Source organism: Pseudobutyrivibrio ruminis DSM 9787 (genome assembly GCF_900218035.1).
Lineage (GTDB): Bacteria > Bacillota > Clostridia > Lachnospirales > Lachnospiraceae > Pseudobutyrivibrio > Pseudobutyrivibrio ruminis.
This window is the reverse complement of the sequence record NZ_OBMR01000003.1, coordinates 15,952-30,109: the sequence shown is the minus strand read 5'-3', so window position 1 is coordinate 30,109 and position 14,158 is coordinate 15,952. Positions and strand designations below refer to the sequence as shown.

Here is a 14,158-nt window from a genome sequence, read left to right as displayed (position 1 = left end):
AGGACTCCGCAATTAGCGAAGTCCCTGAAAATCAATGATTATTTATTTGAACGTCTCCAGATGTGCATTTTCTCAGCCTCAGCAATAAGCTCATCACGGAAGTCAGGATGTGCAATACCGATAATCTTTTCTGCACGCTCCCAAGCTGAAAGTCCCTTCAAGCAAACCTTACCATACTCTGTAACAAGGTAGTGTGTGTTTGAACGAGTATCTGTAACAATTGAACCCTCAGCAAGTGTAGGACGAATACGGCTCTTTACTGTGCCATCCTTTGTTGTGAATGTAGATGAAAGGCATACAAAGCTCTTTCCACCATTTGAAAGATAAGCACCAAGTACGAAATCGAGCTGTCCGCCTGCACCCGAAATGTGCTTTGTTCCAGCTGACTCAGCATTGATCTGACCAAATAAATCTACATCAACAGCATTGTTGATAGAGATGAAGTTATCAAGTGCAGAAATCTGGCGAATATCATTTGTATAATCAACAGGAGCACTCATAAGCTCTGGATTCTCATCCATGTAATCGTACATCTTCTTTGTACCAGCACCGAATGCATAAGTCTGACGGAATCTATCAATATTCTTCTTTGAACCGTTAATCTTTCCAGCCTTTGCAATATCAACAAATGCATCAACATACATCTCTGTATGAACACCCAAATCTTTCAAGTCCGACTCAGCAATCATGGCGCCTACTGTATTTGGCATACCGCCAATACCAAGCTGTAAACATGCACCGTTTGGAATTTCCTCAACGATAAGCTTAGCAACAGCCTTATCTACATCTGTAGGAGCAGCGCCGCCACCCATTTCAAGGATAGCTGGATTATCTCCCTCTACGATAGCGTCTACCTTAGAGATATGAACTCCCTCTTCAAATCCGCCAAGGCAACGTGGCATGTTCTTGTTAACCTCTACAATAATGTGCTTTGACTTCTCAACTGCAGCCATAAGATGTGATGCATTAGGACCAAAGTTGAAATAGCCATGGTTGTCCATAGTTGTAGTCTGAATCATAAGAACATCATTTGGCTCAATATGTTCTCTGTAGTATCTAGGAAGCTCAGAGTATCTGATTGGTGCATAGTAAGAGCATCCTCTTGCAATAAGCTTTCTCTCAAGACCACCCATATGCCATGAGTTCCAGCAGAAATGCTCACCTGCATCCTCACGCTCAAAAATTGCAGGCAACTTCATCAAAATACCACCACGTACCTTTACATCTCTAAGCTCATCAGTACGTGCAGCTAAAGCCTTATCCAAAGCATCTGGTGTGCCAGTACACCAGCCATAATCAACCCAATCCCCACTTTTTACTACTTTCACAGCCTCAGCTGCAGTAGTCAGCTTCTTCTTATACTCAGCCTGAAAATCCATAATAACCTCCGCTCGTTAAATTTTTATCAATTAACGTCATTTTACCACTATCATCCTACACAATCAATCTAATTTTTGAATTATCTCCCGACCTACTTTTTCAAATGAATGAACTCTTGATTTTTCTATTTTTCCACTTTTCCCTTTTTATGGCTATTAATTATAATTAAAGATAAAATATTTGATATTACCTATGCTTAGAAAACTACTTATCAGTGAAATAATCTTAAAAATTAATTTTTAGTTGTGACATCCAAGTTTATTTGTTGGCTATACAAGTGTAAGGGCCTTATAAATTGATTCGAGAAGGGAGAATGTATGAAGGACGAGGAAATAATTGAGTTATATTTTAAACGAAATGAACGGGCCATTGAGGAGACTGATATCAAGTATGGTAACTATTGTGAAACTATTGCTGGCAACATTCTATGGAATAATCAAGATATCGAGGAATGCCTTGATGATACATATATGAAAATGTGGAATCGAATTCCTCCAACTCGGCCACGTATTCTAAGGGCTTTTATTGGAAAGATTGTCAGAGAAATCGCATTAAATATGTATAAGGCAAGTAAGACCTCGAAACGTGGAGGCGGCGTAGTCTCGCAACTTCTTGATGAGCTTGAGGAATGCTTGCCTGATAACACTACTGTTGAGCATGTCATTTTGGAAAACGAATTAGCAGAGATTATTCGGGATTTTGTACGTGAGCTTAATGAACGAGATGCTTATATTTTTACAAGTAGATACTTCTACGCTCAAGACATTTCAGATATAGCAATCAAATTTGGTATGACTAAGCATAATGTAACCGTTATTCTTAGCCGGCTAAGAAAAAAACTTCAACTAAGATTAGCAAAGGAGGGGTATTTAGCATCATGAAAAGCGAAAAACTATTGTTTGCCATGAAAGGCATTGACGATGATATAATTTCAAAAACATATAAATATTCCACTAAAAGAAAAATAGTATCTTTTAGGAAGAATTTTTTGGTTGCTGCCTGTATTTGCTTGATTATCATAGGCACTGGTGTATTAGGATATAACCAGGGATTGTTTAATACACTTTCACCAAATAAAAATCAAAATGGCGTACAATCCCAGATTACATTAGATCTTACAAATAGCTTTTCATTAAAAGTCTATGCCGCTGAAAATAAAGAAATACCGCTTGAAGCAGGAAAAGAAATACCAATTTCAATCGGAAATATTGGTAACTGTTGGGGATTTTCTGAAGGCGGTGGAGAATACGACGAAAATGGAGAAGTAATATACTATCATTTCGACTTGCCAAAAATGGATTGCGAAGGCAATAACATAAAAGATATTTCGTTTTCGATTAATAAGTCACAACTTCAAGTGACAAATTATATTGTTGATTCTGATGGTAAACCAGTTGACGGTACATGTGATAGCAATGATACTTATACATTCTCATATGATGAATTTAAGAATAATTACATCAATATTTCGGTAATTGGCTACATTCCAAAGAATGATACTGCTATGAATGCCATTTTTACCCCTGAGACTATAGATGAATATTTAAATCAGGTAAAGAATATTTTGGAGGGAATTATTATTACATGTCAGGTTACATACAATGATGGCTCAACTGATAGTATCAATATAATCATGGATGCTGCTTACATGACTTACGATGAACTGAAGAACAATTTTGGAATTGAGTGGTCTATAAATCCAGAAGATAAACTACGAAGTGAAGGCACTGTAGAAGTTTTCTATAAAGTAAAGGAATAACCAAGATTAATCTTAAATATCTATACTATGATTCACTAGTTCCTCTTCGGGCACTAGTGAATCTTTTTTTGATTGTAGGGATTTCGTGTCTCCGGCCCTGCTACTGGCTTCCCAGATAAACTGTAACAAGCAGATTGAAACCATAACTATTTTTCATACAGAGTGGTATAATTGATTTAAGAATTTCATCAGGAGGTAACACTATGGCAAAACAAGAAATTGAAGTTGCTGGTGCTAAAAGGCAGATAAAGATTACCCCTTTTGAGCATCACACAAAATATCATGAGACAGATCAACAGGGAATCATCCACACTTCCAATTATCTAAACTGGATTGAGGATGCTAGAATGAATCTTATGGAGCAGATGGGACTTTCATTTAAGCAGATGCTTGATATGGAAATCACCTCCCCTGTAATCTCTCATTCTATCGAATATAGAAGTCAGGTAAAGTTTGATGAGACAATCGTTGTAGATACTAAGTTGGTTTCCTACGATGGTCATGAAATGGAAGTGGCTTATCGTATTTACGATAAGGCTACTGGAGAAGACCGTGCCGTAGCAAAGACTAGACACTGCTTTATGAATAAATCAGGAATCCCTATTTCTATGAAGAGGACTTATCCTGAGCTTGATACAAAGTTCTTTGAATTTAAATAACAGATAATGAAAAACCTTCCTGCAAATGCAGGAAGGTTTATTTTTTACATTCCCTTAGAACCAATTTCCATTAAAAGATTAATAAGTTCAATGTCTGATTCCTGAACTCTAAGGTTTGTTTCGATTTTTTCACCAGCTGGATCAGTGATTGCAATTTCAATAACTGAACCTGGTGTCATTGCTTTGTTTTTAGCTGCTCCAAAAAATGGAAGAAGCTTTGGATGATTTGCATTGAAAGTGGCTGCTGCACTTCTAACTCTAAATAAATCTGCTGGATTAAATGCCATGGTAATCTCCTTATATCATGTATTTTCTGAGAAGCTTTTTTAGCTCCTCTTCTTTGATTGGTTTTTCGATGTAGTCGCTGAAGCCAAAGCTTTCGTATTCTTCTCTAGCGCCTACAACTGCATTTGCTGTCTGCATGATAAGAGGTGTATCCTTGTTTGGATTGTTCTCTATGGTATCCATGATTTCCTTTAGCTGGAGGCCATCCATGCCTGGCATCAAATGATCAATGAATATAATATCATATTTTGTTCTTTTTATCTTCTCTATTGCTTCTGCTCCACTGATTGCTGTATCCACAGTGACATCAGTGTCGTTCAAAAGCATGGTGAATACCCTAAGATTTATAGCCACATCATCAACTACAAGTATTGCGCCAATCACATCAAATACTTCATGTCTGTCAGCCACACGTCTGTCGCCATTAGGTCCCATAGAGAATATGCCACATGGTTCCACTGAGCATATCTCCTGTGGGATTACAACTGTAAATGACGTGCCCTTACCTAATTCTGATTCTACAGCTATCTGTCCATGCATCAATTCTACAAGCTGCTTAGTAATTGTAAGACCAAGACCGGTTCCCTCGATTTTGCTTTGCGCAAACTCTCCTACTCGCTTGAATGAATCAAACAAATATGGAATGCTCTCTTCTGCCACACCAATTCCAGTGTCACTTACCGTAATTATTAAAAGTAGTTTTCCTTCTGATATCTTTCCCTGCACGGAAAGTGTTATTCTTCCCTCAGGTGTGTATTTTACTGCGTTAGTAAGAAGGTTTGTTACTACCTGTATGATATGCTCCTTGTCACCCTTTAGCTTTTCTGGAAGCACATCACTCATATCCACTTCAAAGGATAATCGACTAGCCTTTGCTCTAGGCCGAACAAGCGCATAGCATTCACGAACCATATCCATCAATTCGTATTCTTCTTCCACTATCGCAATCTTGCCTGCGTTAACTTTTGCAAGGTCCAATACCTCGTTCACGATTCCAAGAAGATAGTTGCCAGCACTGTTTACATCACGGGCGTAATCCAGAATATTATCTTCTCTGCTTTCCCTAAGAATCATCTTATTCATTCCAAGGATTGCGTTAATAGGTGTTCGCATTTCATGGCTCATTCTTGTAAGGAATGCCGTGCTTGCATCCTGAGCCTTAACTGCTGCATACATGTCTCTTTCCATTGTTCGCACATCTGTCAGCGCACGAATATACGACATGACGATGAAAAACAGTAAACCGAATAAAAGTATTCCTCTGTCCACAGTAGTTGGTCTACTGTTATATGAAAGGATCTGTGCAAATCCAGCTATCAATCCGCCGGCTACGCCAACCAATTCTGCCCAATTGTTTTTTAAACGACCTTGGATAAAATCAATCACAATGGAGATTATAAATATTAGCATTGTAAGAACTATGGCAACGAAAGCGTATACCAACACATTTATCAAATCAGTGTTATTAAAGAACTGCAGCATTATTGCTATGTAGCCACAGAAAACATCCAGCACAGAAACAATCAAATAGAAAATGCGATAACGTCCCTCCTGAAGCCTGTCAAAATAAAATGCCATGGCAAATGGAAGCATCATTAAGCTTAGATATGTCATATATGACATAAGTGAAAAGTTTGGTGCTATAAACTGTCTTATATTAGATTCAGCAAGTGACCACATGCCTGCACACATAACTACCCAGCCAGCGTAAAACAAAGGCATGGTCCTTCCATACGTAGCTCGCACAACCAAGCCTATTACGAAAGCTATAAATCCAAGTATAAGTAGCATTAATGTCAAGATTAGTGAGTACTTCTCTTTAGCAAAAAGATTCTTGACAATACCAAGCTGAGTTCCTATGCACATATCGCCTAAAACTCCCGAATAGTTATTGTCACCTATAAAAACTATTTGCAAGTTTTGACCATTATCCTCTGGATAAACAGGAATAAACATTAACGCGCCTGGGCTGTTGTCACCAAATAATCGTGAATCCTTGGTTGAATAGCTGTATCTCAATTCACCATTCACGAAGGCATTAATATCCTGCTTTGCAGAATCAAAGCTGACAAACAAAGGCTCATCTACATTAATCTCTTTTTCAATTACAAACTCATGTGAAGATTCAGGCTGATATTGTCCTGGAATTTCTATGGCTTCTTTGGTGCCATCAGAGTAGATTCTATACCATCCATCATTATAGCTTTCAAGCTCAAATGAGGTGTAGGTTCGCTCCTCTTTTAAAGTATTTTCGCCCCAAACCAAAAGGCCAATGATAAATAAATATATTAGTACTCCTGCTACGAGCACAATTTCATAGATAAATAGACTAGTCCTTTTCATAATTCAATCCCCGTAATTCTTACAAACACTACAGTAATTGTAATATTTAATTTCATTCAAAACAACAAATTACGAAAAACGTCACAGAATTTTAAATATTAGTACTATTATTAAATGATATACTAAAGTTGATGTATTAGTGGGTCTTGCATAGGAGGTTACTATGGCTAGTTCAGAACAAATTGCAAAAGAGTATTATGACAAGGGCATGTATTTGGTTCATTCCAACAACTTGGAGCCAGGTATTGACAATCTAAATATGGCTGCAAGCATCTATGAAGAATTACAAGATTATAAGCAATACATCCTCACTCTCAGAGGTCTTGCTATTGCTTATGGAATTATGGGCTATGACAGTAAGATGCTTTACAAGTGCCTTAATGCTTTGGATATTATTGATAAGCACGGCATACTTGGTGCAAAGCACTTTTTCTATACAACTATTTGTAATCGTTACATGATACTAGGCGATTACGATAGTGCTGTTAACTATGGGAAAATGGCTCTTCAGGATTTGGAAGACCACGGAGATGATTTTCCAAATGAGCCTCATTCATATTTAGTAACATGTCTCAACCTTGCCTACTGCTATTTGCATGTTCATAGATATGCTGAAGCTGAAACATTTTTAAAACGTGGTTCTGAGATTGCCTCAAAAAATGACATGCATCATCATGACCTTAGCCTGTCGGTATTGGAAGCAAACCTGCATCATCGCATGGGTGATAATCAATATGTCTATGACCATATCGATGAATTAGTAACCTTTATAAAAAATACTAAAATCACTATTCAAGACTATATCGAGGACTTGAAGCTTCTTATAGAAACTTTCTGTGGCATGAATGAATTTGACCGGGCTGAAGCAGTTGCACTTAGCTTAGATTCCTCTGCAACTATCGCCAATGACATCCACATGAAGCTTGAAGCGGCCAAGCTTTATATGATTGTTTATAAAAACAGTGGCAACACTGAGAAATATCATGATGCATGTGTGCGCTTTGCAGAAGATACCATTGAAGTAGAAAATACAGAAGCCACACAACATCTACTTGAGATGGACACAGCCATCGCTTTGTCTATTGCAGATACTCCAATAGAACTTTTATAATTTCTTATTATGAAGAAAAAAATTGGAATAACATTTATTATCGTATTTGCAATAGCTATATTAATTAAGGCAGAATTGGACTTTAATCCTACAGTAAGAGTGTTAGCTTCAGTTATTAACTTTTCAGAATCCACACTCAACAGTCCAGATTACTTGGCCTACAATATCGACCTGAAGGATTTGTTCAGAAATTACACTAATTCCGACATTCGCTATTCAGGAAATGCCTACATCAAAAAAGTAAAGGGCTTTCCATATTCAATTAGCGGTAGCATAAAGGGCGAGCGCTCATATGAGCAAAAGAAATTCTCCTGCAACTCTAATCTTAATGTATTAGTTTTAAATGTAGGTGAATTGGATATCTATGCCCAGGATGATACCGTTTATCTTGTTGCACCTCTTTTAGGAGACATCTCTTACGGATTTGATACCGGAGAAGATTTATTCCTTAAAGCTCCAAATCTAAACAACGATATTTCCCGTGAATGGTTCCACAACAATAAACGAAATATCTGGAACTTTGTTCACAGCATTGAAATAGAAAAAACCGGCGATGTGTACACTGATGAGGATGGCACTGAAGCCTCTGAGTTCAAAATCATTATTCCTGCCGGTGAGGGTGATTTCATTTGGGATTTGCTTGGAATGAAAACTCCTGACCACGATATAACATGTTCTCTTTATTTAGATAAGTGGAATCACACTAGAAAAATCGTGTTTGATTTATCTTATAAGAACGATGGTGAGTATCTTGCTATCTACGGTAAGAACCTTAGCACCATGGAGTTCTATGCTCCTCTTCCAGATGATGAGCTTGCTGTTGTTACCATCAAACGAGATGGCAGCACTACATATACAAACTCATTTACAGATAATCTCACATACTATGCATCCAACGGCGATGTATATACCATTGATTGCGGAGTATTATTAAACTTTATTGATTCTGGTATGAAAACAGAAGTTACCGATATTGAGGTCGCAAAAAATGAGGAAATATTAGGAGAAGGATACATGAAAGGCACTCTCCAGACTGTAGAAAATATGGGAGATGTTTTTGATAATGCTGGCGCTGATTTATCCAATGTTGAAGTAATCGACTGGGATACAATAAAAAATGACACCGCCTCTTTCGTAGACGATGTCATTTCTAAAGCTCGTGAAAATGTGGATCTATTTAACCTTTTTAATTAGCTTCTTCTGGGAAAGATCCAAGAATCTTGTATAGCAAACTGTAAAGCTGTGAACATTCCTCTTGTGATAAACTTACACATTTGCCCATCTTAGCAGGTATTTGACATGCCTGCTTTTTTAATTCCAATCCTTCGTCAGTAAGTGTGATGATAAGATTTCTTTCATCATCCTTTGAACGGCTTCTCTTAACATAACCCTTCTGCTCAAGCTTCTTGAGAACTGGAGTAAGTGTACCAGAATCAAGGAATAATTTATCTCCAAGAGCCTTAACTGTAATCTCCTGTTCTTCCCAAACTACCATCATTGTAATGTACTGTGTGTATGTAAGATCGATTGGGTCAAGATATGGCTTATATCTCTTTACAATCTCCTTTGAACAAGCATACAGCGGAAAACAAAGCTGATTTGAAATTTTCAAGCAATCAAATTTATCACTCATTAATACTCACCTCTTATTAATTATAAGTTCTTAGACACAAAGTCAGAAAGTGCTTCCTTTGGGACGAAACCAACGTTCATGTCTACCTTTTCGCCATCCTTTAAGACAACGATTGCAGGAATATTCATAATACCATATTCTCTTGCTAAATCTGGATTTTCATCAGTATCGACACTGTAGAAGTTAGCCTTACCAGAAAGCTCTTCAGAAACCTCCTCCAAAACTGGAGCAAGCATCTTACATGGACCACACCATGTAGCATTGAAGTCTAAAACAGAAACACCTGACTTGTCCATTGACTTAAATTCATCCTGATTAATTTTCTTTACCATAGTATATCTCCTTTCGTTCTAAATCAATAACTAATTTTGCGCTTTTTTTAATTCATTTAAATATGAAACAGCTGAAAGTGCTGCTACATTTCCTTCACCAGCGGCCTTAATGTACTGATATGGTGTACCAGTAATATCGCCACATGCAAATAAACCTTTGATGTTTGTATTCATCTGACGGTCTACTTCAACATGATTTCCATCCATCTTTAATCCTGGAACAAGCTGTGATGGAGCAATCTGCTGTCTTAAAATAAAGATTCCATCTGCTGAGAATGTATCGCCGTCTGTTGTAAGAACAGCTGCACCATCTTTCATCTCAATTGTGCCTGGCTTTACATCGCAAGTTACTTTAATATTACCACTTAGATTTCCATTATACTCGTATTGTGGCAAATAATAAACTGTATCAGCTCTTTCTGCTAAGAATTCAGCCTCTGGCTCATCCTCTTCGCTGTATGCAAGGATGATTGCTGTCTTTCCTTTATATAAAGCTGCATCACATGTTGCACAGTAGCTTACGCCTCTTCCAAGATTCTCCATTTCACCAGGGAATGGCTTCATAGTAGTCATACCAGCTGCAATAATTACTGAGCTTGCCTCATAATCACCGTTGTGGCACTGAATTGCAAAATACTGCCCCATTGAATATACGGCATTTACTTTATCTTCTGTGATTTCAATGCCCATTCCTGTTGCATGATCAAGAAAAGCCTTTGCCATATCTGCACCAGCTACATCAGGTAAACCTAAATAATTCTGAATAGTGTGTGCCTTTGAAACCTTATCAGAAGAACCTTTACCACCAATAAGAAGTACTGATTTATTTCTAACCTTTGCTGTAATAGCAGCCTCTAATCCAGCAGGACCTGTACCTATAACTGCAATATCATATCTTTCCATGTTTTAAAACCTCCATAACTCTTTTAAAGCTATAATAATTGTGTACAATCTTTTAAGTTGATTTAATTGTACTCAATTGAATTGCATTTGTCAACTCGTTTTTTTTTAAAATAAAACCCTAGACATTTTATTGTCTAGGGCAATTAAAATAAAATACATAGTTTATTGGAACATCTTTGATACAAGATTTTCCTGGCTCTCCATCTGGTTCTTCAAAGCCATATTCTGAGCAGCTCCAACCACTCCGCTTGACTTCATTTTAGTAACTGACTTGTAAAAATCAGCATCTTCTTTCTGAGCCTGTGCACTTGTAAGGTTCTCAGCTGTATTGTTATTTACATTATATGCAGCTGATAAGCCATTGGTCTCGGCACCAATCTGGCTACGCATATCACTAATTGACGAATATGCTTTATCCAAAGCATCAGTGCTGATATTATTTCCATTTCCAGAAACATCAAAGTTTTCTAAATCAGCAATTGCAGCTTTTGCATCTGCCTCTTTAATTGAAGAGCTTGATGTACCAGTGTAGATATTAATATCTCCTGTTGAACCATCAAGTAGATTCTTTTCATTGTACTGTGCCTGATTAATAGTCTGATTGATTGTAGCTACAGACTGTTCATTTGCCTCCTGAAGAATAGCTCTGTCGCTTTCTGAATAAAGACCATTCATTGCATGAACTGTATTCTGCTCAATATCTCCAAGAGAATCAGTAATATTAGAAAGAGCTCCGTCTGCAATATTTGCGGCATCTATTCCATAAGAAATGTTACTGCTGCCTGTTGTAAGAGACTTAGCCTCCTTCATAATCTGCTGCGAAATGGATAATGCAACTGCATCATCTGCCGCTGTATTTACTTTTTTGCCTGTAGAAAGTTCCTTCGAAGCCTTCTTCTGCTGCTCCTCAGTTTCCTTTCTTTTATTAATTGTGTTCTGATACTGTGCTGTGTTTACATTAGATTGAATCTTCATAATAACTCACCTCAATCTTAAAACGTTACATAATTACATAAATTTCCAATTTGTAACCGTATTATAACACTGCACTTTCATAAAGTCATGTGAATTTTATGTGATGATAATTTACTACTGTTCCTCCGGGCCGTGGACAGTGCCATAGAGCTTTAGGTTGGTAGTTTGTCTATCAATCTCAGCATTGTATCTTTCTATTACCTTATCCCAGTATTCATTGAGAGCACTCTCGTCCCTTCTATCTGGAATACCGTACTCAGTGGTAAGCATGTTTCCCACATAATCAGAAAGCTTCTCTGCTCCTGCTAAGTTAAGATGAAGGCCACCATCGTATGTATCCTGGCTCCAATCAAGACCAAGCTCATCCTGAAGCTCAAGGAAGTTGATATAGTCTAAGCCGTTAGCTGAAGCATAGTCTTTTATCTGCTGATCCCACTCGTCGTACCAATAAGGATAAAGAGTAGGTGCCTTTACAAGTACAAGCTTAACATCGTTATCCTTGCAAAGCTTAGTAAGCTTATCAAGGTAATAGTAAGAATTATCGCCAAACTGATAGTCGGCAAGAGGTCTTCCCTCTGGCACATCCTCTGCAGCCTTTACATCTACTCGCATATAGTATCCGTTGAAGGAAACCTTATCTCTGTGGAACATGTATTTAAAATCATCTGCAGATAAATCACTCCATCTAGAGTGATATCTTAGAATAGGGAAAACATATTCAATAAAGTTTTCCTCATCTGTCATTGAGGCATTTATGGAATTTACTTTACTTGATGACCATTTCATGCCATCCAAAGTCATTCTGTTGTATGCCTCGTTCTGTGGCTCGTTATATTTCATAGAAAGCACGTTGAAAACAATCACATCAGGATGCTCCATTTTGACTGTCTCCTCAGCAAGATAATATGACTGCCAAATCAACTGCTGGGCACTTCCTCTTATATATGAATTGATACCATAATTCTCCCAAAGATAAACAGGAGAAATGTTTTCGTATAATTCACAATCGCCAATGAATACAACATTGTGATCTGTAGGATCATCGTAGTATTCCTGAATCATTGCTCCTTCCAAAATGCCTGACATATACTTAGGCTCAAGCAGCTTGGAAGCAAGAAAAATGCCGGTGAGAGCAATGACTAAAGATAATATAATCGCTATAAACTTTTTCATCATACCCTCCGACTAAAACTGATTGTAAATAAACTGGCTAGCTGAATAACCGATGCCATATGCACCGAAGACTAATGTAGCCATAAATAGTCCATACCAAATAATGAAACGAACTGGTGCAGCAAGTCCATAAATCTTTTCACGTACGCAGCCACTTCTTTGAATAAGGCTGACTGTTACAAGAATAAGCATGCCTATAAACACCACAAGATAATCAAATCCTGTAAGTCCCATTCCAATGAAAGCCTCAGCATTTAGCTGACTAAGGCTGGACTGGCTGAAAATGCTTCCAAACATTTTAAATGTAAGTGGCACATCTCTGTAGCAATCAAACATACGAAGGCTGGACATAATAAGAACGGTTCTTACCACCTGGAATAATCTCCAACCGAAAGTTCCCTGCACATGTACCTTTGAATGGAACCAGCGATAAAATGGCTCAAGCTCCTGGGAAATCATGATAACTACAAAGTTGCCAAGTCCCCATACGATAAAGTTCCAGCTTGCGCCATGCCAGATACCAGTTGTAAACCATACAATAAAGCTTGAAAGATAAACAGGCACTCTCTTACCAAGGTTGTTTCCAAGGCGTGCTCTTGATTTCTTTGAAAGCTTCATCATAAACTGGCTGGCACTGATTGGATAGAAAATGTAATCAGTGAACCATGTACCCATGGTGATATGCCATCTGTTCCAGTATTCTTTGATATTCTTTGAGAAGTATGGGCGAATAAAGTTTTCTGTAACCTTGATTCCCATTGTCTCTGCCACACCAATGGTAATATCGATTCCACCAGTGAAATCTGCATAAAGCTCAAGTGCATAAAACATTGCGCCAGCAAATGCATAGAAACCGTTGTAGGTATCTGTGTCTGCAATGATTGCCTGAACAGCCACAAGGATTCTATCTGCAATCACCAACTTTTTAAAGAATCCCCAAAGTATACGCTCTAAACCAAAGCTTACTGTCTTCCAATTAAAGCTGTGCTCCGCATAAAGAGTCTGGCTCAAATCATGGTATCTACTAATAGGTCCCTGAACTAACTGTGGGAAAAATGATACGAATAGAGCAAACTTGAAAAGGTTATCCTGTGCTTCATGCTTACCATTGTAAACATCAATGAGATAGCCCATAGACTGGAATGTGTAGAAAGAAATTCCCATTGGAATGATTAAATCTACAAAAGAAATCCCGTCTGCTCTACCAAATGCTGCCAACAATGAATTGATATTGGCGATGGTAAAGTTGGTATATTTTGTAACCGCAAGAATACCTAAATTAAATAGAAGGCATGCCAAAAAGATTTTCTTTTCAACACTATGCTCCTTTGCCTTTAGTGCCTTGCGTTCTTCCTTTTCATATTCCTTTTTATGCTCCTTAAACCAACCATCAAAGGCCACCTTTTTATCTGAAATAACCTTTGCACCGTAGAAAGTGGTGACAGTTGTAATAGCAATAAAAATCAAATATCTAGGATCTGCTATGAAATAAAAAATGTAGCTGGCAATAAGTAAAAATGGCCACTGCATCTTTTTAGGAATCAGATAATACAGCACAAATACTGCCAGCAAAAATCCTATAAATCCATATGAAGTAAAAAGCAT

At 37.6% G+C, this 14,158-nt stretch carries 14 protein-coding genes; 5 read left to right on the top strand and 9 right to left on the bottom strand.

The features are described from left to right. Nucleotides 1–38 precede the first annotated feature (38 nt). Nucleotides 39–1,379 (bottom strand): butyryl-CoA:acetate CoA-transferase, encoded by a 1,341-nt coding sequence (locus CRN97_RS02105; protein ID WP_074788822.1) that lies wholly within the window; start codon nt 1,377–1,379, stop codon nt 39–41. Between the two features lie 318 nt (nt 1,380–1,697). Between CRN97_RS02105 and CRN97_RS02100 the strand changes: the two genes are divergently transcribed. From CRN97_RS02100 to CRN97_RS02090, 3 genes are all read left to right on the top strand, one after another. Next, a complete protein-coding gene (locus CRN97_RS02100) occupies nt 1,698–2,261 on the top strand; it encodes an RNA polymerase sigma factor (RefSeq protein ID WP_097075687.1) in 564 nt (187 codons plus the stop codon). Beyond that, complete coding sequence (locus CRN97_RS02095; RefSeq protein WP_097075686.1) at nt 2,258–3,139, top strand: hypothetical protein; 882 nt, start codon at nt 2,258–2,260, stop codon at nt 3,137–3,139. Before CRN97_RS02100 ends, CRN97_RS02095 begins: the two co-directional genes overlap by 4 nt. 203 nt (nt 3,140–3,342) lie before the next feature. After that, on the top strand, nt 3,343–3,798 hold the full coding sequence (locus CRN97_RS02090) for an acyl-CoA thioesterase (RefSeq protein ID WP_097075685.1): 456 nt from the start codon (nt 3,343–3,345) through the stop codon (nt 3,796–3,798). 44 nt (nt 3,799–3,842) lie between these two features. On the opposite strand, the gene CRN97_RS02085 is transcribed toward CRN97_RS02090, so the two are convergent. Further along, nucleotides 3,843–4,085 (bottom strand): hypothetical protein, encoded by a 243-nt coding sequence (locus tag CRN97_RS02085; protein WP_044933673.1) that lies wholly within the window; start codon nt 4,083–4,085, stop codon nt 3,843–3,845. 10 nt (nt 4,086–4,095) lie between these two features. After that, nucleotides 4,096–6,426, bottom strand: a complete 2,331-nt coding sequence (locus CRN97_RS02080; RefSeq protein WP_097075684.1) for a hybrid sensor histidine kinase/response regulator — start codon at nt 6,424–6,426, stop codon at nt 4,096–4,098. A gap of 163 nt (nt 6,427–6,589) precedes the next feature. Between CRN97_RS02080 and CRN97_RS02075 the strand changes: the two genes are divergently transcribed. Both CRN97_RS02075 and CRN97_RS02070 read left to right on the top strand, forming a co-directional pair. Continuing rightward, a complete protein-coding gene (locus CRN97_RS02075; RefSeq protein WP_097075683.1) occupies nt 6,590–7,537 on the top strand; it encodes a tetratricopeptide repeat protein in 948 nt (315 codons plus the stop codon). A gap of 9 nt (nt 7,538–7,546) precedes the next feature. Continuing rightward, nucleotides 7,547–8,731 (top strand): hypothetical protein, encoded by a 1,185-nt coding sequence (locus CRN97_RS02070; RefSeq protein WP_097075682.1) that lies wholly within the window; start codon nt 7,547–7,549, stop codon nt 8,729–8,731. Here CRN97_RS02070 and CRN97_RS02065 read toward each other — a convergent pair. The 6 genes from CRN97_RS02065 to CRN97_RS02040 form a co-directional block, all read right to left on the bottom strand. Beyond that, a complete protein-coding gene (locus CRN97_RS02065; RefSeq protein ID WP_074788815.1) occupies nt 8,724–9,170 on the bottom strand; it encodes a MarR family winged helix-turn-helix transcriptional regulator in 447 nt (148 codons plus the stop codon). The genes CRN97_RS02070 and CRN97_RS02065 overlap by 8 nt on opposite strands. A 20-nt stretch (nt 9,171–9,190) precedes the next feature. Next, on the bottom strand, nt 9,191–9,502 hold the full coding sequence (gene trxA / locus CRN97_RS02060; RefSeq protein WP_074788814.1) for a thioredoxin: 312 nt from the start codon (nt 9,500–9,502) through the stop codon (nt 9,191–9,193). 30 nt (nt 9,503–9,532) lie between these two features. Beyond that, nucleotides 9,533–10,405, bottom strand: a complete 873-nt coding sequence (locus CRN97_RS02055) for an NAD(P)/FAD-dependent oxidoreductase (RefSeq protein ID WP_044933668.1) — start codon at nt 10,403–10,405, stop codon at nt 9,533–9,535. A 162-nt stretch (nt 10,406–10,567) separates the two neighbouring features. Then, entirely contained in the window at nt 10,568–11,380 is an 813-nt protein-coding gene (locus tag CRN97_RS02050; RefSeq protein WP_097075681.1) for a flagellin, read from the bottom strand. Nucleotides 11,381–11,494: 114 nt separating this feature from the next. Beyond that, nucleotides 11,495–12,553 carry an SGNH/GDSL hydrolase family protein gene (locus CRN97_RS02045; protein WP_242961988.1) on the bottom strand — a complete coding sequence of 353 codons (1,059 nt, stop codon included), beginning with the start codon at nt 12,551–12,553 and terminating at the stop codon, nt 11,495–11,497. A gap of 12 nt (nt 12,554–12,565) precedes the next feature. Then, on the bottom strand, nt 12,566–14,158 hold the full coding sequence (locus tag CRN97_RS02040) for an MBOAT family O-acyltransferase (protein ID WP_097075679.1): 1,593 nt from the start codon (nt 14,156–14,158) through the stop codon (nt 12,566–12,568).